The following is a 23,425-nucleotide window of genomic DNA, read 5'->3' as shown; positions in this document are numbered from 1 at the left end:
GGAGGCTAGCTTCGCCATAAAGAGCCAGCGGGAGTCGGCTGGTCGAGTCGGGTGGAGAGTGGCATGGGACGCACGCGCACGGTCGAGTGGGAGGACCCCGCGGCCTCCGCGCGGGCCGCGGGGACGATGGCGGGGCTGGACTTTCTGCGGGAGATCGCCGCGGGAAGGCTGCCCGGACCGCCGGTCGCCGCGCTTCTCGGGTTCGGCCTGGAAGAGGTCGAGGACGGGCGGGTGGTGTTCTCCTTCGAACCGGCCGAGGAGCACTACAACCCGATCGGGAGCGTGCACGGCGGCGTGTACGCGACGCTGCTGGACTCGGCGGCCGGGTGCGCGGTGCACTCCACGCTCCCCGTGGGGACGGCGTACACCTCGCTCGACCTGTCGACCCGTTTCCTCCGCCCGATCACGATCGCCACCGGCAAGGTCAGGGCGGTCGGCACGGTGCTGAGCCGGGGGCGTCGCACGGCGCTCGCGGAGGCGGGGCTGTACGACGCGGAGGACCGGCTGCTCGGCCACGCGACCAGCACGTGCATGGTGTTCCCGGTCCCGGCGTAGCCTTCCGCGTCACACGGGCGCGGGGCGGTCCGGCGGGCCGGGGCTCAGCGGACGCCGGGGACCGGGCGGGTGCGGGTGCAGCCGTCCGGGACGGTGTCGGGGAAGCCGCTGGCCTGGAGGGCCGCGCTCACCAGGGTGGCCAGCAGGTCGATGTCGGAGCCCATGTCCAAACGGACCGTCACCCATCCGGATCCGGCGCGCAGACGGACGGCGCTCGACCCGAGGAGGGCCGGCCGCAGCTTGGCGATCATGGCGCGGGTGAGGTGGACGTCGGCCTCGTGTTCACCGTGGAAGTGCACGATCTCCTGTGTCGCGGTGCCCAGCCCGACCTCGGCGCCGCAGTGGGCACGGCCGGGGGTCAGCGAGGGCCAGCTCATCAGACGTTCACTGGCGTGTCTGGCCGTGTTCATACGAGGAGCGTGCCGGGCGCCGGAGCCGCGCACAAGCGTCCTGCGGAAAGAATCCGGCCGACGCGCAAAACAAGCCATCGGGAGGGCTCTCGTGGCCGTGCGGCACGGCGGCGCGTGGGGCGGAAGTGACTCTGCGTCACGGTGGGGGCGCCCGCCGCCCGGCTCCACTTCGTGGGAGCGGGGGCTTCGGGTTCTCCCGGTTGTACGGCGGGCGGGTCGTCGAACTAGCGTGGCGCCCATGGAACTCTTGGGAGAGATCACGGGCGACCGCCCCCTGCTGGTGCTCGCCGTCAAGGAAGAGGCGCAGTTCCTCGACACGGGGCTGCCGGTGCTGCTCACCGGCATGGGCAAGGTGAACGCCGCGACCGCGCTGGCGACCGTGCTCGGCCGGGGGCCCCGGCCGTCCGGGATCGTGAACCTGGGAACGGCCGGGGCGCTGCGGCCCGGCCTGACCGGGACGCACGTCGTCGGCACCGTGGTGCAGCACGACTTCGACGGGCGGCTGCTCGCCATGCTGACGGGCGAGTCCTACGGGGCTCCGCTGACCCTGCCGGACGGCGGTGACGTGGTCCTGGCCACCGGCGACACCTTCATCTCGGACGAGGTCGCCCGCGCCCGGCTCGCGGAGCAGGCGGCCCTCGTCGACATGGAGGGGTACGCCCTCGCGCACGTCGCCGCGGTCGCCGGGGTGCCGCTGCGCGTCGTGAAGCACGTCAGCGACGAGGCCGGTGAGGGCGCCGCGCGCACCTGGCGCGAATCGGTCGCCGGGTGCGCGCGGGTCCTGGCCGACTGGGCGGCGGCGAACGTCCCGTACCGCCCCTGAGGGTTCCGGCCCCGGTCAGGGGTTCTGGAAGTGGGCCTCCGGGTGGGCCGCGGTCGGGCCGTTCAGGACCGGCCGCGGAAGTCCGCGCAGGTGCCGGTCGAAGAAGGCGGAGACGTACGTCCGGGTGAGGGCGACGGCCCGGTCGGCGGGCAGCTCCGGCTCGGGCAGGCCGAAGTGACGTGAGATCACGGGGCCGTCCGAGAAGGAGAAGTGGTCGGATCCGGCCAGTGTGATCCAGCGCTTCCAGCCGTCGAGCGCGGACCACGTCCGGTCCCAGCTGGTGTCGATCCCGCCGGGCAGGTGCATCTCGTCGTGGGTGCCGAGCATCATGAACGGGCGGCCCCGCAGGCCCTCCGCCGGAAGCTCCTCCCAGAAGGCGCCGTCCATGTTGATCCCGGCGTCGATGCGCCGGTCGGCCGCCATCGCGGTGGCCGCGCTCGCCCCTCCGATGGAGTGGCCCGCCATGCCGATCCGGCGCGCGTCGATCACGTCGGCGTACCGCCAGACGGACCGGGGGCCGACGAGCCGGTCCAGGACGTACCGCATGTCGGCCGCCCGGGTCGAGGTGACCACGCTCCCGTGCACCCCGCCCTCGTCCAGGGCCTCGCAGGCGACACAGGTGAGGGTGCGGCCGCCGGGGAGGCTGATCCCGAACGACTCGTAGGCGTGGTCGACGGAGGCGACGACGTAACCGCGCGAGGCGAGGTCCTCGGCGAGGGCGGTGAGCGTCCAGCGGGAGACGCTGAAGCCCGGTGAAAGGAGCACCAGGGGGCGGTGGCCCGGCGCGGGCCGGACGTCGGTCCTGCTGTGGGTGCGCGTCCGGGCGAGCGCGTCGCCGGAGACGCCGGGCCCGAGCTGCTCGGCGAGCAGCCGCGCCTCCTCCCGGGTGGCGTACGGGGCGGGGCCGCCGCCGGAGCGCGCGGCCGGATAGTGGAGCGTGACCATGAGCGCCCGCCCGTCGGCGGTGGGCACCCAGGGGTCGGTGCGGGACCGGTCGACCAGCGGCAGGACCGTACTGCCGACGGCGTGCGGTCCGGTGGGGGCGGGGAGGACGGCGGGCCGCGCCGACTGTGCGACCGCCGCGCTCGCGCCGGGGGCGGGGGCGTCGGGAGCGGCCGCGGTGGCGACTCCTGCCGTTAAGGCGAGGGAACTGGCGAGAACGGTGGCCGCGACGGCTCTGGTGAGTCGAGTCATGCGGGCACGGTAGGCGCCCCGGACGGTCCCGCGCGTCCGTCCCTGGGCTCACTTCCGATCAACCTCGGGTCTGAGAAGGGGCCTTGCCCCGGTCCGCCCAGAGGGGGGCCCGTACCGCCGCCCACACGTTCCGGTGTCCGGTGCCCGTGGATTCCGGCGCCGGGTGCTCACGAGCCCGCTCGACTCGCCTCTCCCGCGCCCGTCCTGACGTACCGGCCGACCAGGGGAATCCGCGGGGAATCCGCGGGGAATCCGTGCGGCGAGACGACCTTGACAGCGTGGAAGGACGCCTGCCTATGGTGAGGAGTCCCCGCCCGCGTCCGGGCGGGTCCGGAGCCCGGGGGGAGGCGCGCGTGCTCGCAGTGACCACCGCGCCGTACGCCCCGGTCCGGGCGGGTGCCCGGCTCGTCTGCCGCCGGCACGTCGACTTCTGCCGCACCGCCTCGGCCATCTGTCCTTCCCCTCGCGCCTGACCCCGCCCTGCGGGTCCGCGCGTCCCGTGCCCGTCCGGCGCGGGGCTTCGCGGCGATCCCCCGTGCCGCGCCCGGGTCCACGCGCCCCGTGACGTCCCGTCGCCCGGTCCCGCGCAGCCGTGCCCCGCACCGCTGCCGTGCCGCCGTGCGCCCCTGCCGTTCGGAAGGACTCCCATGCCCCGCCCCGCCCTGCACCTGGCCGTCGAGATCGACGGCGACGGTGCCCATCCCGCCGCGTGGCGCCGTGCCGCGCACTCCCCCGGAGAGCTGCTGAGCCCGCGCCGGCTCGCCCGGACCGCGGCCGCCGCCGAGAACGCCGGGTTCACCCTGGTCACCCTGGAGGACTCGATCCTGCCGCCCGGTTCCGCCGACGGCACCGGCCCGGTGGGCCGGATCGGCGCGGTGGAACGGGCCGCGTTCGTGGCCGCGTCGACGAGCGTCCTCGGCGTCGCCCCCGTCCTCGCGACCACGTACGCCGAGCCGTTCCACGTCTCCTCGCAGATCGCCTCGCTCGACCACGTCTCGGCCGGCCGGGCCGGCTGGGTGGTGGGGACCGAGGAGGACCCGGCCGCCGCGCGCGCCTGGGGCCGGGCGGTCGTCGAGGGCGCCGACGCGATCGCCCGCGAGGCCCGCGACGGGGTCCGGGTCGTACGGGACCTGTGGGACTCGTGGGAGGACGACGCGGTGATCCGGTCGGTGGCCACCAGCCGCTACCTGGACCGGTCGCGGCTGCACTACGTGGACTTCGAGGGCGAGACGTACACGGTGAAGGGGCCGTCGATCGTGCCGCGCCCGCCGCAGGGCCGGCCCGTGGTCCTGGCCCCCGCCGGTCTCGTCCCGGCGGAGCTGACCGACGTGGCGCTCGTCGGCGGGCCGACTCCGGCCGAGGTCGGCGCGGCGGGCGCGGCCGCCGGTGCGCCGCTCGCCTTCGCCGAGGTCGAGGTGGCCCTCGACACCCCGCGCGAGACGGCCCGGGAGCGGATCGCCGACCTGGAGCGGCACGCGCCGTGGGAGGAGCGCCCCGACCGGCTGCGGTACACCGGTCCGGCCGCCGGTCTGGTGGAGCTGCTCACGGAGCTCGGCGGGCACGTCGACGGGGTGCGGCTGCGGCCGCTCGTCCTCGACGAGGACCTCTCCGTGCTCTCCCGGCTCGTCCTGCCCGAGCTGTTCGTGCGGCGGCTCGCGGCCCGGCCGCTGCCGGGCACCACCCTCCGCACCTCCCTGGGCCTCCCCCGGCCCGTCAGCCGCTTCACGACCGCCGGCGCCGCCGCCACGCCCGTTCCGGAGGAGACCCGATGACCCGCACCGATCCGCACGACGTCCCGCGCCCGGACGCGCAGCTGCACTTCGGGGTGTTCTTCCAGGGGGTCAACCACTGGACGATCTGGTCGGACCCGTCCAGCGGTTCCCAGATCGACCCGGCCACCTTCCTGCGGGTGGCCAGGACCGCCGAACGCGGGCTCTTCGACGCCTTCTTTCTCGGCGACGGCCTGCGGCTGCGCGAGTCGGCGGGGGGCGTCCACGAGCTGGACGTGGCGGGCCGGCCCGACTCGATCACCCAGCTGTCGGCGCTCGCCGCCGCGACCGAGCGGATCGGGCTCGTCTCCACCTCCAACACCACCTACAACGAGCCGGGCGACCTCGCCCGGCGGCTCGCCGGCCTCGACCTGCTCTCCGGCGGCCGGGCCGGCTGGAACGTGGTGACCACGCACAACGCCTGGACCGGGGAGAACTTCCGGCGCGGCGGGTTCCTCGACCACGCCGACCGCTACCGGCGCGCCGAGGAGTTCCTGTCCGTCGCGCGGGCCGTGTGGAACGGCTGGGCGGAGGGCGCGGTGGCGGATTCCGCCGAGGCCCGTTCCTGGTCGGTGCCGGGGGCGGTGGGGCGCGTACGGGCGGAGGGCTCCCAGTTCGACGTCGACCTGGTGCCGACCCTGCCGCGCAGCGCCCAGGGGCATCCGGTGATCTTCCAGGCGGGCGACTCGGGGACCGGCCGGGACTTCGCGGCCCGCAACGTGGACGTCATCTTCTCCGCGCACGGTACGGACTTCGACGACGCGCTCGCCTTCGCCGAGGACGTCCGGGGCCGGCTGCGGGCGGTGGGCCGGGCCGAGGACGCGCTGCGGATCCTGCCGGGCACGGAGATCGTGATCGGGGCGACCGAGAAGGAGGCGGAGGAGAAGTCCCGCTGGGTGCGCCTCGAACAGGTCACGCCCGCGGTGGCGCTCGGCATCGCGAGCCGGCTGTGGGGCTTCGACCTGTCCGGGCGTGACGCCGACGGGCCGCTGCCCGCCGAGGATCCGGTGGTCGCCGAGGACAAGGGGAAGTTCGGGACGCGCTGGGTGGACGACCCCCGGGCGGTGGTGGCCGAATGGCGGGCGAAGGCCGACGCCAACGGCTGGTCGCTGCGCGAGACGGTGATCGAGCTGGGTCCGCAGCGCGGGCACGTGGGGACGCCCGCCGGGCTCGCCGAGAAGTTCGCGCGGTTCGTCCGGCACGGGGCCCTGGACGGTTTCAACGTCTCGCCGTACCTGGTGCCGGACGGCCTCGACGACATCGTGGAGCTGCTCGTGCCGGAGCTCCAGGAGCGGGGCGTGTACCGGACGGCGTACACGGGGACGACGCTCCGGGAGCACCTGGGGCTCGCCCCGGTGGGGTGATCCGCGCGGTCAGGGGGCGTCGGGCGGGCGGACCACCAGGAGGGCGGCCACGTCGTCGTCGGGGCCTCGGCCGCCGTAGGCCGTGAGGTCGCGGTGGAGGAGTTCCAGGAGGCCGTCGGAGGGCTCCCGGTCCCAGCCGCGCAGCCGCGCCTCCAGCGGGTAGAAGGCGCCCGCCCGGTCGCGGGTCTCGCTGACGCCGTCGGTGTAGAGGAGCAGTCGGTCCCCCGGCCCGAAGGGGACCTCCTCGATCCGGTGGCGGCTGTCGGCGAGGCCCGCGAGGTTGACGGGGAGCGAGGGCTCCGCGAAGCGCACCGGCGCGACCCCGGCCCCGTGTTGGAGGAGCGGGGCGGGGTGGCCGCAGCTGAGGAGGCGTACGACGTCCCGGTCGTCGGGGAGTTCCACGAGGACGACGGTGGCGAAGCGCTCGGCGGCGTCGGAGTCCGGGTCCCAGGCGCCGTACCGGGCGAGGCCCTCGTCGAGCCGGTCCGCGAGGACGGCCAGGTCCTCGGCGTCGTGGACGGCCGCGCGGAACGCGCCGAGCAGGACGGAGGCGGTCTCGACGGCGCCGAGGCCCTTGCCCTGGACGTCGCCGAGCATGACGCGCACGGCTCCGGGGACCTTGACGGCCTCGTAGAAGTCGCCGCCGATCCTGGCCTTGGCGGCGGCCGCGACGTACAGCAGGTGGAGTTCGAACCGGCCGAGGCGGCGGGGCAGGGGGCGCAGCACGACCCGCTGGACGACCTCGGCGACGGCGGTGAGTTCGCGCAGGTCCTGTTCGCGGCGGGTGCGGACCCTGCTGGCCCAGGCCGAGGCGGCGGTCACGACGGCGAGGACGGTCTCGCTCGCGAAGGATTCCGGCAGGGGGTCCCCGCCCCGGTTGAAGCTGAGCAGCGCGCGGACCGTCATCGCGAGCAGCCCGATGCCGACCGTCCCGCGCACGCTCCAGGTGACGGCGGCGAGCGCGGGGGCGGCGACGAGGAGGCGGTCGAAGCGTTCCTGGTCGGGGGTGAACAGGTCGGCGAGGGCCGTCAGGAGCAGGACCAGGAAGGGCAGGGCGCGACCGATGGTGAGCTGGGTGCGCGTCGCCGTGCCTGGACTGCTGCGGGGACCGGCTGCGGGCATTTCATGATCGTACGCAGGGCTCTCGGCCGGGCCCGCGTGAGGTCGGCTCCGGGCGTGTCCCCCGGCGGGCGCCGCCGGGCAGGGCGAGGGCGGCGGGCAGGGCGAGGGCGGCGACGGCCGCCAGGGCCGGGAGCGCGGCGCCCCGGGCCGGTACGAACCCTCCGTCCGGTACGAGGGCGAGCAGGAGGGTCGCGGTGGCGACGCCGAGCGCCGGGCCGACGTTCATCGCGGTCTGCTGGAGGCCTCCGGCGACTCCGGCGTGGGCCTCGGGCGCGCGGTGCACGACGACGGAGGTCGCGGTGACCATGAGCGTGACGAAGCCGGCGCCGAGGAGGGCGGAGCAGACGCCGACGGGGAGGGCGCCGGCCGTGGTGTCCAGGCGGGAGAGGAGCAGGACGCCGAGCGCGAGCAGGGCGGCTCCGGCCGTCGCCGTGCGGCGGGGCCCGAAACGGCGCTGGAGGGGCGGGCAGAGCGGCGCGCCGAGCACCATGAGGAGGGCGAGCGGCAGGAAGCGCAGCGCGCAGCCGAGGGGGTCGAGCCGCTGGACGTCCTGGAGGAAGTACGTCGCCACGAACAGCGAGCCGAAGAGGGCGGCCGAGGCGGCGAGGAGCACGGCGAGCCCGGCGACGACGGGTCCGCTCCGGAGCAGTTCGGGAGGGAGCAGGGGGCGTGCGGCGCGGCGTTCGTGCCGGGCGAGGACGATCCCGGCGACGACGGCCCCGGCGCACGCGAACGCCCCGGTCCCGGCGCCGCCGGGACGGGCGGCCTCGACGAGCCCGTGGACCAGCAGGCCCAGGGTTACGGCGAACAGGAGGGCACCGAGCGGGTCGAGGGCGGAGAGGCTGGGGGTGGTGCGGGGTGGAGGGGCGGTGCGGCTGGGAGCGGTTCGGTCGGGAATCCCCGTTTCCCGAGGGCGCGGTTCCCGGGTCGTCAGGGCCAGGAGGCCGATGGCGAGGGTCGGCGGGACGCTCAGGAGGAAGACCGAGCGCCAGCCGTACGCGGAGACCAGCGCGCCGCCCACGAGCGGTCCGGCGGCGGCCGCGAGGCCGATGACGGCGGTGCGGACGGCGATCGGAGCCGCGAGCCGTTCGGGCGGGAAGGCCGTGCGCAACATGCCGAGGGTGGCGGGCTGGAGGAGCGCCCCGCACACCCCCTGGAGCACGCGCAGCGCGATCACGGCCCCGATGCCGGGGGCCAGGGCGATGCCGGCGGAGGCGGCGGCGAACCCGAGGGCGCCGACGGCGAAGACCCGGAGGTGGCCGTGGCGGTCGCCGAGGCGGCCCGCGAAGACCAGGAGGCTCGCGACGGCCACGAGGTAGCCGGTGCTGATCCACTGGACCTGGCCGACGTCGGCGTACAGGTCGCGCTGGAGCGCGGGTTGGGCGACGGTCAGGACCGTGCCGTCGAGGGCGACGACGGCGGCTCCGACGACGCTGCAGGCGAGGACGGGGACGCGGCGCCGGTTCACGGGGCCGGCTCCACGGGCCCGAGGTGGGCGTCGAGGGCGGCCGCGAGCAGCGGGCCGGGATCGGTGCCGCCGGTCGCGAGCCGGAGGCTGCCCCAGTGCCAGAGCTGGGCGATGCCGTGCAGGTTGGCCCAGAGGGCGCCCGCGACGACGACGGGGTCGGCGCCGGGGCGGACGCGGGCGACCAGTTCGGTGAGCCGGGCGAAGAGCGGCAGGCTCGTCTCGCGCAGCCCGAGCCGCCCGCTCTCCAGCAGGTCGTGCCGGAACATCAGCTCGTACATGCCGCGCCGCGACCCGGCGTAGTCGAAGTGGACGCGGGCGAGGAGCGCGATCCGCTCGCGCGGCACCGCGCCCGCCCGGTCCTCGGCGGCGACGCGGGCGGCCAGTTCGGCGAAGCCCTGCCGGGCGATGGCCGACAGGAGGTCGAGGTGGGTGGGGAAGTGACGGCGGGGGGCGCCGTGGGAGACGCCGGCGCGGCGGGCGATCTCGCGCAGCGAGAGGGCCTGGGCGCCCTCGGCGTTCACGAGCTCGACGCCGACCCGGACGAGCCGCCCGCGCAGCCCGTCGTCGCCGTGGTCGTCGCCGTAGCCGTCGCGCGGCCCGTCTTCTTCATGGCCGCCGAGCCGCCCGTCGCCCCCGGGGCCGTCGGGTAGCCCGCCGTCCCCCTCTTCCTGCCGCTCCTGGTCATGCCCCTCGCGACTTTCGTGATCTCTCCTCATAGACACTGTCTACCAAGACCGCGTAGACAGTGTCTACCCATCCCCGCGCCCCGGTCCGTTAGACTGGACGGCAGCGAAGGGGAGTAGCCCTGCGAACCGGTCGTCGACACACTGGAACCCCCGGGTTCCCGGTGGCCGGGTCCACGGACGACGTGGACGGGCGAGACCTTCGGCCAGGCATCAACCGTGTCCGCGCATCCGTGGGCGCGGTCCGTCATGCCGGGCCGAGTGGTCCTCCCGTCGCCCACCGAGGTGTCGCGCGGGGCCCGGCGGCCCGGACCGAGCAGAGAGCCCCGGTATGCACCTCGACCCCTTGGCGATCCTCACCGCCTTCGGGCTGATCTTCCTCGCCGAGCTTCCCGACAAGACGATGTTCGCGTCCCTCGCCATGGGCACGCGTATGCGTCCCCTGTACGTGTGGTTCGGCACCTCCACCGCCTTCCTGGCGCACGTCGCCATCGCGGTGGGCGCCGGCAGCCTGCTCGGGCTGCTGCCGGGCTGGATCGTCAAACTCGTCTCGGCGCTCATGTTCGGCTTCGGCGCCTTCATGCTGCTGCGCGGCGGGGACGACGACGAGGACGACGACACGGGCGGCCGGACGGTCACCGGCTTCTGGCCCGTCTTCTCGACCGCCTTCATGGCCGTGTTCATCAGCGAGTGGGGCGACCTGACCCAGATCACCACCGCCAACCTGGCCGCCACCAACGGCACCTGGTCGACGGCGATCGGTTCGTTCGCCGCCCTGACGAGCGTCTCCGCCCTCGCCCTGGTCGCGGGCCGCTTCATCGCGAAGCGCGTCCCGCTCAAGACCGTTCAGCGCATCGGCGGCGTGTGCATGGCTGGGCTCGCGATCTGGTCCCTGACCGAGGTCTTCACCGGCTGACGCCGCCCCGCCACTCCCCCGCTCCCCCGCCCCACCGCTCCTCTCGCCCCGTCGCCCCCTCGTCCCGGAGGGCGGCGGGGCAATTCGTTTGCCCCCGGGCGATCACGGAGGAGAGGCTCGCCGGGCGACGAGGCCCCGTCGCCGACCCCAGGGAGCAGAGTGCCGTCCTTCACCTACAGGATCACCAAGTACGACCCCGCCGACCGCGACGAGCACGGTTCCTACGTCGGCGACGAGGACACCGTCAGCGACCACGGCCCGGTGGAGGCGGCCTATCTGGCGGCCGTGGCCGCCTTCGCCGGGGCGGTGGGGGTCGACCACGTGGACGTTCGCGAACCGCAGGTGGCCGGCCCCGTCTCCTTCGGCCGGGAGCCGGCGGTCGAGGGCGACGGCCTGGCCGGACTGTTCCCGGCCGGCCTCGAAGGCTTCCACGACGGAGCCACGGTCCCGCTGCCCGTGGCCCTGGAGCTGGTCCGGGCCATGCTGCGCGACAACGGCGTCTGGTGCCGTCTGGAGGCGGAGGACGCGTTCACCGTGCACGTCGGGTGGGACCAGTACCTCTACGTCGGCAGCGACCGCCCCTGCGAGGAGGCACTCACGCGCACGCGTGCGCTCGGCCTCTTCCCCGAGCGCCTGTCCGTGTCGCCCTACGCGGCGGAGCTGGACGAGGAGCCGGGAGAGCAACGCCCCGCCAACGGCGACTTCTGGGACCTCGTGCGCCGGCGCGTCGGCGAAGGCCGGGCGGCCCTCCTGGAGGAGCACCACGTCGCCAACGCCTCCCGGTGGCACCGGCTCACGGAGCACAACCTCGACGAGGTGCGCGCCCGGCTCGCTCCCCGCGCCCGCGTGGCGGTGTGGCCGGACCTGCCGACCGGCGTCGACGCGACCCTCGCCGCACCGCCGGACGAAGGCCTGGTGGAGTTCCTGCCGGAGGACGGCGACCGGCCCCTCCTCACCGCCGTCCTGCCCGACGCCGACGGCGTCCTGCGGGCCCGGTGGAGGACCGAGCAGACCCCCGGCGACCGGGACTGGGCCTTCCTCAAGAAGCTCCGGCGCGGCCAGGTCGTCACCGGAACCGTCGCGCACATCGCCTCCTTCGGCGTCACGTTCGTGGACATCGGCGGCTTCACCGCGATGATCAACCTTCCCGAACTCTCCCGGGACCACGTCGACTACCCGTCCGACGTCGTCACGGTCGGCCAGGAGGTCACGGCCGTGATCCTCGACGTCGACATGAGCCGCGAGCGCGTGTCGCTGTCTCTGAAGGCCCTGGAGGACCCGGGCAAGGACTAGGGAGAACCGACGAAAGGACCGGAGGACCCGGCGAGGACCCAGCGCGAACCCGGCGCGAACCCGGCGGCGTCCGGACCCTTGATGAAGCAGTGAATCACTGCTTCACTCCTTCCATGCCCTACCGCCGCACCCCCGCCGTCCAGGCCCGGCTCGACGCACAGCGCGCCTCCGTCGTCGAGGCGGCCCTCGGGCTGCTCGCCGAGCAAGGCTACGCGGGGTGCACCGTGGCGGCCGTCGCCGCCCGGGCCGGAATCGCCACGGGCAGCGTGTACCGCCACTTCGACGGCAAGTCCGAGCTCGCCGTCGAGCTCTTCCGGACCGTGGTGGGCCGGGAGGTCGCGGCCGTCTCCGAGGCGGCCGGGCACCCCGGGCACCGTACGGCCGCCGAGCGGGTCGTCGCCGTCATCGAGACCTTCGCCCTGCGCGCCCTGAAGTCGCCGCGCCTCGCCTACGCACTGCTCGCCGAGCCCGTCGACCCGGCCGTGGACGCGGAGCGGCTCGTCTTCCGGCGGGCGTTCCGGGACGTGTTCGCCGCCCGCGTCGAGGAGGGCGTCCGCTCGGGCGAACTGCCGCCCCAGGACCCCGTCCTGACGGCCTCGGCGCTGGTCGGGGCGGGCGCCGAGGCGCTCGTCGGCCCGCTGGCGGAGGGATCCGTCGGGCCGGACACCGTACCCGCACTCGTCACCTTCACCCTGCGAGCACTGGGAGTCCCCGATGCCGACCACGCATGAGGTCACCAACCAGGTCCCCCCGCTGACCGGTCACGACGTCTCCGCCGACCCCGCCCTCCTGGAGGCGCTGCGCCGGGAGGGCGCCGGCTGGGCCGAGGCGGAGGTCCGCGAGCTGGGCGTACGGGCCGGTGGCGCCGAGGCCCAGGAGTGGGGGCGGCTCGCCGAGCGCCACTCCCCCGTCCTGCACACCCACGACCGGTACGGCCACCGGATCGACGAGGTCGAGTTCCACCCGTACTGGCACTCCCTGATGGACGTGGCCGTGCGGCACGGGCTGCACGGCGCGCCCTGGCGCGACGAGCGGCCCGGCGCCCACGTGGCGCGCGCGGCGAAGGTGTTCGTGTGGGGGCAGGCCGACGCCGGTCATCTGTGCCCGGTCTCGATGACGTACGCCGCCGTGCCCGCGCTGCGCGCCCAGCCGGAGCTCGCCGAGGCGTACGAGCCGCTGCTCGCCTCCCCGTCGTACGACTTCGGGCTGCGGGTGCCGACGGAGAAGCGCGGGATCATCGCCGGGATGTCGATGACCGAGAAGCAGGGCGGTTCGGACGTCCGGGCGAACACGACCCGGGCGGTCCCGGCGGGCGAGCCCGGTCTGTACGCGCTGACCGGTCACAAGTGGTTCACCTCGGCTCCCATGTCCGACGTCTTCCTCACCCTCGCGCAGGCGCCCGGCGGACTCTCCTGCTTCCTGGTGCCGCGCGTCCTGCCGGACGGCAGCCGCAACGCGATCCGCCTCCAGCGCCTGAAGGACAAGCTGGGGAACCGGTCGAACGCCTCCTCCGAGATCGAGTACGAGGGCGCCCTCGGCCGGCTGGTCGGCGAGGAGGGGCGCGGGGTGGCGACCATCATCCGGATGGTCAACATGACGCGGCTCGACTGCGCGATCAGCTCGGCGTCCGGGATGCGCCTCGGGCTCGTGCAGGCGGTCCACCACGCCACGCACCGGAGCGCGTTCGGGGCGCGGCTCGTCGACCAGCCGCTGATGCGGAACGTCCTGGCCGACCTGGCGGTGGAGGCGGAGGCGGCCACGCTCGCGGCGCTGCGGCTCGCCGGGGCGGTGGACCGGGCGGCGCGCGGCGACGCGGAGGAGGAGCAGCTGCGGCGACTCGGCCTCGCGGTCACCAAGTACTGGGTGTGCAAGCGGGCGCCCGCGCACGCGGCCGAGGCCCTGGAGTGCCTGGGCGGCAACGGCTACGTGGAGGACTCGGGCCTGCCGAGGCTCTACCGGGAGTCGCCGCTGCCCTCGATCTGGGAGGGGTCGGGGAACGTGGCCGCGCTCGACGTGCTGCGGGCGATGGTCCGTCAGCCGCAGGCGGTGGAGGCGTTCTTCGCGGAGGTCGACCGGGGCGCGGGCGCCGACCGGCGCCTGGACGCGGCGGTCGCCGGGCTCCGCAAGGAACTGGCGGGGCTCGGGGACCCCGACGAGGCGGCGTACGGGGCGCGGCGGCTCGTGGAGCGGCTCGCGCTCGTGTTCCAGGGCTCGCTGCTGGTGCGGCACGGGAGTCCGGCGGTGGCGGACGCGTTCTGCGCCTCGCGGCTCGACGGCGACCGGGGCCTGGCCTTCGGCACGCTTCCGGCGGGCCTGGACACGGCGTCGATCATCGAGCGGAGCGGGCCGGACGCGGCGGTCTGAGGAGACGGAGCGGCGCAGTGCCGCGCGCGACGGGGCTCTCCTCCGGCGCGCGTTCCCTCCGCCCGCCTCAAGGCGGACAGGATCCGTCCTACTTCGCGCCTACCGTCATCGGAGCGTCCCGCCCGGGGGCGCCGACGGAAGGACCGTGAGATGAACGAGCAGACCGGCGCGGCGCCGAAGGGCTACACCAGCGTGGCGCCCTGGGTCGTCACCGACGACACCGGAGCCTTCCTCGACTTCGTCGCCGAGGTCTTCGGGGGCGAGGAGCTGGCGCGCGTGTTCACCGAGGACGGCTCGGTCGGCCACGGCGAGATCCGGATCGGGGACACCGTCGTCCTGGCCTTCGACCGGCGCCCGGACTGGCCGGTGACGCCCAGTCTGCTGCGCGTGTTCGTCGCCGACGCGGACGCCGCGTTCGCCCGGGCCGTCGCGGCGGGCTGCCGTGTCGTCACCCCCCTGTCCGACAGCGCCTTCGGGCAGCGGGGCGGGCGCGTCCGGGACCCCTTCGGCACCCTCTGGTGGGTGACGAGCCACGTCGAGGACGTCTCCGGGGAGGAGATGTGGAAGCGGCTCCAGGAGCCGGTGTACGCGGAGGGGATGCGGGTGGCGCAGGCGACGCTCGACGCGGAGCTGAGCGGCCGGGAGCGGGGGCGCGGCAGCGCCCCGGTCGGGCCGGCCTCCTGACTCCGACACGCGCACGGCGGGCCGGTGCCCCGCCGTGCCTCACCGGCCTCCCGGTGGCAGGCTGAGGGGTCACGCTCCCGGGGGCGGGTCTCCCGGGTCGCGGTGGTCGCCGGAGCGCGAGGGAGGAGTCCCGTTGGACGGCGAGGCGATGCACGAGGAGCTGGACGCGCGGGCGGCCGGGGTGGCGGAACGGGTGGTGGCCTGGCGGCACCATCTGCACCGGCACCCGGAGCTGTCCAACCGGGAGGTGAACACGGCCCGGCTGGTGGCGGACCACCTGCGCGCGCTCGGGCTCGACGAGGTCCGTACGGGCATCGCGGGCCACGGGGTCGTGGGGGTCCTGCGCGGCGGGGCGGCGGGCGAACGGGTCGTAGCGCTGCGGGCGGACACGGACGCGCTGCCGGTGCGGGACCTGTGCGGGGCGGACTTCGCCTCCGAGGTGGTGGATGCCGACTGTCCGGGCGGCCCGTTCCCGGTGTCGCACGCCTGCGGCCACGACTGCCACACGGCGATGCTGCTCGGCGCGGCGACGGTCCTCGCGGAGGTCCGCGACCGGCTGCCGGGGACCGTCCTGTTCGTCTTCCAGCCCGCCGAGGAGGGACCGCCGGTGACCGAGGAGGGCGGGGCGCGGGCGATGGTCGAGGCCGGCGCCTTCGCCGATCCGGTGCCGACGATGGTCTTCGGGATGCACGTGACGCCGTACCCGAAGGGGTACGTGGGGTACCGGATCGGCAATCAGTACGGCGCGTCCGTGCTCGTCCGGATCGTCGTCACCGGCCGGCAGACGCACGGCTCCACGCCCTGGCAGGGCGTCGACCCGATGCCGGCGGTCGGCGCGGTCCTGACGGGCATCGGCCAGCTGTACCGGCAGGTCTCGGCCTTCGATCCGGTCACGGTGTCCATCGGGCACGTGGAGGACGTCGGCCGCTTCAACATCGTCGGGGAGACGGTGACCCTGTGGGGCACGATCCGCACCGCCGTCGAGTCGGACATGGCGGAGGTGCGGCGGCGGCTCACGACGCTCGTGGAGCACTCGGCGGCGGCGTACGGGGCGACGGCCACGGCGGAGTACCTCCAGCCCGTGCCGCCGGTGCACAACAGCGGGCCGTGGGTGGCGGCCGGGCTCCCGACCTTCCGCCGGGTGGCCGGCGAGGAGCGCGTGGTGGAGACGGGCGGGACGCTCGGGTACGACGACGTCTCCGAGTTCGTACGGCGGTTCGGCGGCCTGTACGTGACGCTCGGCGTCCAGGACGCGGCCCTGGACGCGTCGGGCCGGCCGGTCCCCGTGGAGGGCGGGCGCGGTCTGGTGACCAACCACCACCCCGGCTTCTACGCCGACGACTCCGCCCTCGTCACCGGTGTCCGGCTGCACGCGCACGTGGCGTACGACCATCTGAGGGGAGCGCTCGTCACCCGGGAGGAGACTCCCGACGCGGGCGGGACGCTCCCGGTGCGGCGACCGCCGTCACGAAGGCCCTGAGGAGGGCCGAGTCGGCGGCGGCGGGCCGGACCAGGGCGTATTCGAGGGGTGGGACGTCGCGCAGGGGCACGTAGGCGATGCCCGGCCGGGGGTGGTAGCGGGCGCCGCGCGCCGCTCCCGGGGCGACGCCCCGGCCCGTGGTCACGTGGGAGAGGACCTCCTGCCAGGTGGCGGCGACCGGGCCCCGGCCGACGGGGGCTCCGGAGGGGGTGCGCCCGGGGTAGTGGTGGTCGAGCCAGTACCGGGGGTGGTCGCCCCCGGGGGTGATCAGGGGCAGTCCGGCGAGGTCGTCCGGGCCGAGCGAGGACCGGCCGGCCAGGGGGTGGGCGGCGGGAAGCAGCAGGACCCGGTCGTCGCGCAGGACGACGGGGCCGGTGGTGAGTCCCGGCTCGCGGACGGGGAGGGCGGCGAGCTGGACGTCGAGCGTGCCGTCGAGGAGGGCCCGGACCCCGCCGTCGAGGGGGACCTCGCGGACGGTGACCTCGCAGCCGGGGTGGGCCGCGAGCAGGGCGTCCGCGGCGGCCGCGAGGAGTTCGCCGCCCCAGGGGGTGACGAACCCGGCGCGCAGCGCGCCGAGGACGCCGCGCCCGGCGGCGGTGGCCCGCTCCACGGCGGCGCACAGCTGCCGGTGGGCGGGCAGGAGGTCCTCGTACAGGCTCCGGCCGACGGGGGTGAGCCGGACGCTGCGGCTGGTCCGGGCGAAGAGCGGGGTGCCGACGCGCCGTTCCAGCTTCTTGACGGTCTGGCTGATCCGGCCGGTGGAGACGCCGAGGCGTTCGGCGGTGCGGCCGAAGTGGAGTTCCTCGGAGAGGGTGAGGAACGCCTCCAGTTCGTACCGTTCGAGCACCGGCCCCCCTCGTGGTCGAGCGTCGCGATCGTTCACCGGCCGCCCCGGCCGGGCACCGCGATCGTTGAGCGGGACTCAACGCCGCTTCCATGATGACAGCTTGTTCCGCCGGGCCGGCACGGGGGAGCCTGGGGTCTCCCCATCCCACTACGGAAGAGGTTCCGTGGCTCCGCGCCCGCTCGCACCGGCTCCGAACGTGCCGCTCCTCGCCGTGGCGGGGGCGGTCGCCGTCGCCAACCTCTACTTCCCGCAGCCGCTGCTCGCCGCCGTGGCGCGCGGCCTGGAGGTTCCGGAGCGGACGGCGGGCCTGATCGCCCCGGCCGCACAGTTCGGGTACGCGCTCGGCATCCTGCTGCTCGTGCCACTGGCCGACGCCGCGCGGCTGCGCCGCCTCACCTCGGTGCTGCTCGCCCTGACCAGCGCGGCACTGCTCGTCGCCGCCGCCGCGCCCGGCATCGTCACCCTCGCGCTCGCGACGCTCGCGCTCTCCACGACGACGGTGCTGCCACAGATCCTCACCCCCGTGGCGGCGGCGCTCGCGGAGCCCGGACGGCGGGGCCGGGTCGTGGGTCTGGTGGGCCTCGGCCTCACCCTGGGCTCCACCCTGTCCCGTACGGTCTCGGGGGCCGTCACCGACGCGACCGGCACGTGGCGGACGGCCTATGTGGTCGCGGCCGTGGCGACGGCCGCGCTGCTGTGCGTGCTGCCGCGCCGGCTGCCCGAGCGTCTCGGCCCGCCCGGTGAGCGCGGCGGCGGAGCGTACGCGAGGCTCCTGGCCGGGCTCCCCCGGCTCCTGGCGGCCCACCGGGAGCTGCGGGTCTCGGCGCTGCTCGGGGCCTGCGTCTTCGCGGCGTTCAGCGTCTTCTGGGCCGTACTCGCCTTCCATCTGGCGTCCCCGCCGCTCGGGTACGGGCCGGGGGCCGCCGGTCTCTTCGGAGTCCTGACGCTCCCGGCGGCGCTGCTCTCGGCGGCGGCCGGGCCCCTCACGGACCGGTGCGGGGCGACGGCCGTGAGCGCCGGGGGCCTGGGCTGCGCGGGGCTCGGCCTCGTGGTGGCGGGCCTCCTGCCGTACTCCCCGGTGGCCCTGGCGGTCGGGGCGAACCTGCTCGTGGTCGGGGTCGGCTCGTGCCAGGTGGCGAACCAGGCCCGGATCTTCGGGATCGGCCGGGCGGTGGCGGCCCGGGTCAACACCGTCTTCATGCTGGCCACCTTCGGCGGCGGGGCGGCCGGGTCCCTCGCCGGGACGTGGCTGTACGCGGCGTACGGCTGGCGGGCAGCGCTGCTCGCGGCGGGGGCGTGCGTCGCCGTCGGCGGGCTCGTCCCGGCCGTGGTCCGGGCGCGGCGGCGGTCCCGACTTGCGTCTCCGTCGTCACACGGGAGGCTGGGGGGTATCCGCCCGCGCACCCCGCAGGGAGAGACATGATCCTGGACCTGACCGCCCTCGCCGACGAGCACCTGGCCGCGGCCCGCACCGCGCCGCACGGGCGGAGCGCCCATCTGGTGATGCACGACGGGGTGCTCCGGCAGACCGTCATCGCCCTGACGGCGGGCACGTCCCTGGACGAGCACAACGCGCCGCCCGCCGCGAGCCTCCAGGTGCTGCGGGGCCGGGTGAACCTCACGGCGGCCGACCGGGCGGAGGAGCTGCGGGCGGGAGCGCTCCGCATGATCCCCAAGGAGCGGCACGGTCTGACCGCCCTGGAGGACGCGGTGGTCCTCCTGACCGCCGTGAACGACTGACCCGGCCCTCCCCGCACCCGGTCACCCGATCGCGTCGAGGTCCTCCGCGTAGTGCTCGATGGCCCGGCGGTACGCGCGGACGGACGGGTCCCCGCTGGTCCCGGCGAGCAGGCGCAGCAGCAGGGCGACCGCATCGTGGTGCCGGCCGGTGTTGTGGAGGGCCATCGCGAGGAAGGCGCGCAGGGAGCCGTCCTCGGGGAACTCGTCGGTGGCGCGGGTCAGGAGGGCGACCGCCTCCTCGTAGCGGCCGAGCACCCGGTACGTGCTGCCGAGGCCGAGGAGCGCGCCGCGCCGGTCGTCGGACGCGAGCCGGCCGGTGGTGTCGTCGAGGGCCCGTTCGTAGTACGGCACGGCCTCCGCCTCCAGGCCCAGGACGTCGTGCGCCCAGGCCGTCTGGTAGGCGATTCCGGGGTCCTTCGGCCACCGGGCGGCGAGCGCGACGAGCCGCTCGCGGGCCTCCTCCCGCTCGCCCCGTTCGCGCAGCGCGACCGCCTCGGCCAGCAGGCCGTCCCTCTCCTCGTGATGCTCCATGGCGCCATCCTCGCAGCTCGCGGCGGACGTGCCCGCGCGGGCTGCCAGGTGACGGGCCGCCATAGCGGGCGGGCCGGATTGTGGCGTCCTCACCCATGGAGGGCGGCTCCGGAGAGGCCGTAGCGTCCCGGCCGATCCCCCGTCAGGAACGAGCCGCCCGGGAGCCCCCATGCGTCCACCCCGTCCCACCCGCTCGCGCGGGCCACGCCGTCTCGCCGCGCTGCTGCTGTGCGCCGCCGCGGCCCTCTTCCCGACCGCGAGCCCCGCCGGGGCCGCCGCTCCCCCGCCCGTGCCCGGCACGCTCCAGGGGTACGACATCGGCTCCGTGTTCAGCGCGGGCGTCTCGTCCGGCGGGTACATGGCCACGCAGCTGCACGTGGCGTACTCGGGGACGTTCGAGGGCTCGGCGGTGTTCGCCTCGGGGCCGTACGACTGTGCCCGCGGGCAGCTCGCCACGGCGCTCAACGCCTGCATGGACACCACGCAGAACCTCCAGCTCGCCGCCCTGGAGCAGGCCACCCGCGACCGGTCTGCGCAGGGGCAGATCGATCCGGTGGCGAACCTGGCCGGCGACCCGGTGTACGCCTTCAGCGGGTCGGCGGACACGACGGTGAAGCGGCCGGTGGTGGACGCGCTCTCCGACTACTACGGGCGGTTCGGCGCCCGGGTCCGCTACGACCGGTCCACGGCGGCGGGACACGCCTGGATCACCCCGCTCGGCCCCAACTCCTGCGGGGTGACGCAGACCCCGTTCCTGAACAAGTGCGGGACCGACGCGGAGGGGGCGCTGCTCGGGCACCTCTTCGGGTCGGTGGCGGCGCCCGGTTCCGGGACGGGCGGCTCGCTGATCCGCTTCGACCAGAACGCGTACGCGCCCGGCGGTTCGGCCTCGGCGATCTCGATGGGCGCGGAGGGCTTCGCGTACGTGCCGAAGTCCTGCTCCGACGGGGCGCGCTGCCGTCTGCTCGTGGCGCTGCACGGCTGCAAGCAGGGGTACGCGTACCAGGGGTTCGGGACCCGGTTCGTCGAGGGCGCCTACCTCAACGAGTACGCCGACACCAACGACATGATCGTGCTGTATCCGCAGGCGGCGGCCACGGGGACCCTGGAGAACCCGAACGGCTGCTGGAACTGGTGGGGTTACCTGGGTGACACGGCCTACGCCCGGCACGGCGGGAAGCAGATCGAGGCGATCATGGGCATGGTGCGGGCGCTGCGCGGCACCGGGACGCCGCCGCCCTCGTCCGACCGGACCGTCCTGTCCAGCACGGACGCCGAGGACGGGTACGTGAAGGCGGCCGCCGACGGTTCGGGGGCGGCGGTCGGCACCCTGGAGGACGTGTCCGGGCTGGCGCTCGGCCGGGGGACGGACGGGAAGGTGAACCGTACGGTGGTCTCCTTCGACACCTCGCGGATCCCGGCCGGCAAGGAGATCGCACGGGCCTGGCTGACCGTCACGCGGTCGAGCGGCTCGGGCGACCCCTGGGCCTCGCCCGCCGGGAACCGGCTCCTGGTGGACGTGCGGACGGGCTGCTTCGGCGGGTGCGCGGTCGAGCCGGCGGACTGGTCGGCTCCGGCCTCGGTGGCGGGCGGAGCGCGGATCGACGCGTTCCCGTCCGGGAGCGCGGTGTCGACGGACCTGTCGGCGGAGGCGCTCGCGGCCCTGAACCGGGGCGGGACCACGCAGTTCCGCCTGGGCTTCGCGTCGGCGCCGACCGGCACGGCGTACCTCTTCGTGAACCGGGACGCGCCGGTGACGCTGACGGTCGAGTACCGGTAACCGGCGGGGGTTCGCCGTCGGGGCCCGGCATCGAGGTCCGGTGTGGGGGTCCTGCGTCGGGGTCCGGTGTCGGGTCCCGGCGGCAGGGTTCGTTCAGAGGGCCGGGGCGAGGCCGCCCGCCGCGGGTCCCGGATCCGTGGCGGGGCGGGGGACGCCCGGCCCGAAGGCGCTGCCCCGCAGCCACTCGGCCCAGCCGAGGTTCCAGTCGCCGAAGCCGTTGCCGAAGGGGGACATGGGCTCCCCGTACCCGTTGACCACCCGGACGAGGTCCCCCTCGCGCACGGTGCGGAACAGCCAGGCGGCGTCCTCGGTGCTCATGCCGGTGCAGCCGTGGCTGACGTCCTCGCTGCCCTGCGCGTCGAGGGACCAGGGGGCGGCGTGCAGGTACTCGCCGCTCCAGGTCACCCGGGTGGCCCAGCGGACCTTCAGGTCGTAGAAGTCGTCGCTGCCCCGGGCGATGCCGATGGAGTCGCCGCGCATACGGACCACGGGTTCCTTCCCCAGGACGACCTTGGTGCCGGTCCGGGTGCGGTACCCGGCCTTGCCGGTGGTGACCGGGAGGGTACGGAGCAGCCGCCCGTCGCGGTACACGCGCATCCGGTGGGCGGCGACGTCGGTGACGGCCTCGATCCGGGCGCCGGTGGTGAAGGCGAGGGGGCGCGAGGGGCCGCCGTACAGGTCGCCGGTGATCCGGGTCCCGTCCAGGCCGCTGTGGACCCGGACGGTGGCGCGGGCGGGCCAGTAGCCCCGGGGCCGGTAGTGGAGCGTGGTGGCGTCGATCCAGTACCAGGAGCCTTCGACGTGGGGTTCGGCCCGTACGTCGAAGGCGCGTTCGACGGCCCGGCGGGCCCGGGGGTCGTCCGCGGGTACGGGGTGGCTGAGTTCGGCGGTGACCGGGTGGCCGACCCCGTACGTACCGCCGTCGTCCGGTCCGAAGGAGACGGTGAGCCGGTCCCCCGCGGGCACCCCGGCGGTGCGGAAGTCCAGGCGGGCGCGGGCGCGGCGGGGGCCGTCGGTCCCCGGCCGCTCGACCACGAGGCGGGCGGCGTAGCGGCCTCCCGCCGGGAGCGGGGCGGAGCTGGTCCAGCGGGTGCCGTCCCCGCCGGTCGCTCCGGCGATCCGGCGGCCGCGCCGGTCGGTGACGGTCACGTCGGCCAGTACTCCCCCGGTGCGCAGCGCCAGCTCCACCGGTCCGGAGGCCTTCGCGTCGAGCGTGAACGGCGTTCCCGTGAGGACGGGTACGGAGCCGGGCCCGGATCCGCCTCCGTCGTCCGCGCGCAGCGGGACCGTGCGGTGGAGTCCGGCGCACAGGCCTCCGCCTCCGGGACAGCCGTCCACCGAGACGACGGTGGGGGGAACGGCGTCCGGGACCGAGGCGGCCGGTACGTCCCGGTCGGCGTCCCCGGCCGCGTCCGGCCCCGTGGGTGACGGGGCCGCCGTACCGGCGAGGACGGCACCGACCGCGAGGGACAGCGCGCTCCACCCCCGCACGTATCTGCGTGACGACACGTCGGACACCCTCTCCTTCCACGCGGTGGCGTCGGCGGACGACGCCGACCCGGGCCGCGAATCCGATCGAATCCGATCGAATCCGATGATCCGATGAAAGGAGGGAAAGATGATCAAGGCGTCGGGCGTGGCGGCGGAGTCGGGTGCGAGACGACTCGAATGGGTCAGCGGGGCGGCTCCGGGAGCTCCTCCCCGGTCTCCAGGAGGGACTTGAGGCTGGAGATCAGGGCGGGCCAGCCTTCGCCGACCAGCTCCTTGATGGTGCCGTCGGCCGCCAGGTCGCCGTGGGTGACCGTCAGTCTGACCGTGTCGCCCGACGGTTCGATCGCGAAGGTCACCCGGGACCGGGGCTCCGCGACGAGACGCTCGTACGCGTCGCGGCCGAGGCCGACGGCGTCCGCCCAGGCCGGGGTGAAGGTGTGCCAGGTGTACGAGAGGAGGCGTCCGGGCTCGGCAGCGAGGACCACCTGCTCGGGGTCGGCGGTCCTGCGGCCGCCCTCCTCCCAGACCATGGGGGCACCGGGGGACCAGTCCGTCTCGAAGGCCACGCCCCAGTAGCGGCGGGTGAGCTCCGGGGCGGTGAGCGCCTTCCAGAGCTCGTCGGGGGTGGTCCGGATGTAGGTGGTGTAGACGAACGTGTCGCTGCCCATCGCGCTGCCCTCGGATCTGCTCCCCCGCGGCTTCCCCTCCCCTCCAGCCTAGGCGGGCGCCGGAGGTACGTGCCAGCGATGGGCGGCCGACGGGAGCCGTGTGCGGCCGGTGCGCGTCGGCGTCTCGCCGAGCCCTCGCCGAGCCCTCGCCCGGTCCGTGCCCGCCTCCGTCCTGCCCCCGTCCGGTCCTCGCCTGGTCCTCGCCCCGTCCTCGCCGGTGCGATGATCCTTCTTCCGTTGAAT

The 23,425-nt window shown here is 75.3% G+C and carries 22 protein-coding genes; 13 read left to right on the top strand and 9 right to left on the bottom strand.

The genetic code is table 11. The features are described 5' to 3' along the window. Positions 1-63 precede the first annotated feature (63 nt). Positions 64-555, top strand: coding sequence for a PaaI family thioesterase (locus tag ACIQVI_RS06245; RefSeq protein WP_403591680.1), 492 nt, complete (start codon positions 64-66; stop codon positions 553-555). A gap of 44 nt (positions 556-599) precedes the next feature. On the opposite strand, the gene ACIQVI_RS06240 is transcribed toward ACIQVI_RS06245, so the two are convergent. Further along, on the bottom strand, positions 600-965 hold the full coding sequence (locus ACIQVI_RS06240) for a luciferase family protein (RefSeq protein ID WP_351973967.1): 366 nt from the start codon (positions 963-965) through the stop codon (positions 600-602). Positions 966-1,203: 238 nt separating this feature from the next. On the opposite strand from ACIQVI_RS06240, the gene ACIQVI_RS06235 reads away from it, so the two are divergent. Further along, positions 1,204-1,788, top strand: coding sequence for a nucleosidase (locus tag ACIQVI_RS06235; protein WP_383403375.1), 585 nt, complete (start codon positions 1,204-1,206; stop codon positions 1,786-1,788). A gap of 15 nt (positions 1,789-1,803) precedes the next feature. Here ACIQVI_RS06235 and ACIQVI_RS06230 read toward each other — a convergent pair whose 3' ends face one another. Beyond that, positions 1,804-2,982, bottom strand: coding sequence for an alpha/beta hydrolase family protein (locus tag ACIQVI_RS06230; RefSeq protein WP_403591675.1), 1,179 nt, complete (start codon positions 2,980-2,982; stop codon positions 1,804-1,806). Between the two features lie 647 nt (positions 2,983-3,629). On the opposite strand from ACIQVI_RS06230, the gene ACIQVI_RS06225 reads away from it, so the two are divergent. Beyond that, a complete protein-coding gene (locus ACIQVI_RS06225) occupies positions 3,630-4,754 on the top strand; it encodes an LLM class flavin-dependent oxidoreductase (protein ID WP_403591672.1) in 1,125 nt (374 codons plus the stop codon). Beyond that, positions 4,751-6,115, top strand: coding sequence for an NtaA/DmoA family FMN-dependent monooxygenase (locus ACIQVI_RS06220; protein ID WP_403591669.1), 1,365 nt, complete (start codon positions 4,751-4,753; stop codon positions 6,113-6,115). The genes ACIQVI_RS06225 and ACIQVI_RS06220 overlap by 4 nt, the downstream gene beginning before the upstream one ends. Before the next feature lie 9 nt (positions 6,116-6,124). Here the strand turns inward: ACIQVI_RS06220 and ACIQVI_RS06215 are convergent, their stop codons facing one another. From ACIQVI_RS06215 to ACIQVI_RS06205, 3 genes are read right to left on the bottom strand one after another with little or no spacing between them, the layout of a single operon-like run. Further along, entirely contained in the window at positions 6,125-7,237 is a 1,113-nt protein-coding gene (locus tag ACIQVI_RS06215; protein WP_403591666.1) for a PP2C family protein-serine/threonine phosphatase, read from the bottom strand. Between the two features lies 1 nt (position 7,238). Then, a complete protein-coding gene (locus ACIQVI_RS06210) occupies positions 7,239-8,705 on the bottom strand; it encodes an MFS transporter (protein WP_403591663.1) in 1,467 nt (488 codons plus the stop codon). Further along, entirely contained in the window at positions 8,702-9,421 is a 720-nt protein-coding gene (locus ACIQVI_RS06205) for a TetR/AcrR family transcriptional regulator (protein ID WP_403591660.1), read from the bottom strand. Before ACIQVI_RS06205 ends, ACIQVI_RS06210 begins: the two co-directional genes overlap by 4 nt. A gap of 298 nt (positions 9,422-9,719) precedes the next feature. Between ACIQVI_RS06205 and ACIQVI_RS06200 the strand changes: the two genes are divergently transcribed. The 6 genes from ACIQVI_RS06200 (at position 9,720) to ACIQVI_RS06175 (ending at position 16,125) form a co-directional block, all read left to right on the top strand. Next, positions 9,720-10,304 (top strand): TMEM165/GDT1 family protein, encoded by a 585-nt coding sequence (locus ACIQVI_RS06200; RefSeq protein WP_351972971.1) that lies wholly within the window; start codon positions 9,720-9,722, stop codon positions 10,302-10,304. A gap of 159 nt (positions 10,305-10,463) precedes the next feature. After that, the gene (locus tag ACIQVI_RS06195; protein ID WP_403591656.1) at positions 10,464-11,597 is read left to right on the top strand and encodes a S1 RNA-binding domain-containing protein; all 1,134 of its coding nucleotides are present in this window, start codon (positions 10,464-10,466) and stop codon (positions 11,595-11,597) included. Positions 11,598-11,710: 113 nt separating this feature from the next. Further along, positions 11,711-12,328 (top strand): TetR/AcrR family transcriptional regulator, encoded by a 618-nt coding sequence (locus ACIQVI_RS06190; RefSeq protein WP_402444511.1) that lies wholly within the window; start codon positions 11,711-11,713, stop codon positions 12,326-12,328. Beyond that, entirely contained in the window at positions 12,312-13,961 is a 1,650-nt protein-coding gene (locus ACIQVI_RS06185) for an acyl-CoA dehydrogenase family protein (RefSeq protein WP_403591652.1), read from the top strand. The genes ACIQVI_RS06190 and ACIQVI_RS06185 overlap by 17 nt, the downstream gene beginning before the upstream one ends. Positions 13,962-14,111: 150 nt before the next feature. Next, complete coding sequence (locus ACIQVI_RS06180; RefSeq protein ID WP_403591649.1) at positions 14,112-14,645, top strand: VOC family protein; 534 nt, start codon at positions 14,112-14,114, stop codon at positions 14,643-14,645. Positions 14,646-14,778: 133 nt separating this feature from the next. After that, the gene (locus ACIQVI_RS06175; protein WP_403591646.1) at positions 14,779-16,125 is read left to right on the top strand and encodes a M20 family metallopeptidase; all 1,347 of its coding nucleotides are present in this window, start codon (positions 14,779-14,781) and stop codon (positions 16,123-16,125) included. On the opposite strand, the gene ACIQVI_RS06170 is transcribed toward ACIQVI_RS06175, so the two are convergent. Continuing rightward, positions 16,055-16,972, bottom strand: coding sequence for a LysR family transcriptional regulator (locus ACIQVI_RS06170; RefSeq protein ID WP_403591643.1), 918 nt, complete (start codon positions 16,970-16,972; stop codon positions 16,055-16,057). The two genes, ACIQVI_RS06175 and ACIQVI_RS06170, sit on opposite strands and share 71 nt — an antisense overlap. Before the next feature lie 163 nt (positions 16,973-17,135). Between ACIQVI_RS06170 and ACIQVI_RS06165 the strand changes: the two genes are divergently transcribed. Next, positions 17,136-18,395, top strand: a complete 1,260-nt coding sequence (locus tag ACIQVI_RS06165) for an MFS transporter (protein ID WP_403591640.1) — start codon at positions 17,136-17,138, stop codon at positions 18,393-18,395. Continuing rightward, positions 18,392-18,712: a cupin gene (locus tag ACIQVI_RS06160; RefSeq protein WP_383403420.1), complete on the top strand. Its 321-nt coding sequence runs from the start codon at positions 18,392-18,394 to the stop codon at positions 18,710-18,712. Before ACIQVI_RS06165 ends, ACIQVI_RS06160 begins: the two co-directional genes overlap by 4 nt. Positions 18,713-18,733: 21 nt before the next feature. Here the strand turns inward: ACIQVI_RS06160 and ACIQVI_RS06155 are convergent, their stop codons facing one another. After that, complete coding sequence (locus ACIQVI_RS06155; protein WP_403591637.1) at positions 18,734-19,243, bottom strand: tetratricopeptide repeat protein; 510 nt, start codon at positions 19,241-19,243, stop codon at positions 18,734-18,736. Between the two features lie 169 nt (positions 19,244-19,412). On the opposite strand from ACIQVI_RS06155, the gene ACIQVI_RS06150 reads away from it, so the two are divergent. Further along, complete coding sequence (locus ACIQVI_RS06150) at positions 19,413-21,023, top strand: poly(3-hydroxybutyrate) depolymerase (RefSeq protein ID WP_403591634.1); 1,611 nt, start codon at positions 19,413-19,415, stop codon at positions 21,021-21,023. A 93-nt stretch (positions 21,024-21,116) separates the two neighbouring features. On the opposite strand, the gene ACIQVI_RS06145 is transcribed toward ACIQVI_RS06150, so the two are convergent. Both ACIQVI_RS06145 and ACIQVI_RS06140 read right to left on the bottom strand, forming a co-directional pair. After that, complete coding sequence (locus tag ACIQVI_RS06145) at positions 21,117-22,532, bottom strand: Ig-like domain-containing protein (RefSeq protein ID WP_403591631.1); 1,416 nt, start codon at positions 22,530-22,532, stop codon at positions 21,117-21,119. Between the two features lie 164 nt (positions 22,533-22,696). Continuing rightward, positions 22,697-23,182, bottom strand: a complete 486-nt coding sequence (locus tag ACIQVI_RS06140; RefSeq protein ID WP_403591629.1) for an SRPBCC family protein — start codon at positions 23,180-23,182, stop codon at positions 22,697-22,699. Between the last annotated feature and the right edge of the window lie 243 nt (positions 23,183-23,425).

The organism is Streptomyces sp. NPDC098101 (genome assembly GCF_044760185.1).
GTDB lineage: Bacteria > Actinomycetota > Actinomycetes > Streptomycetales > Streptomycetaceae > Streptomyces.
This window is presented reverse-complemented; position numbering and strand designations above follow the sequence as displayed.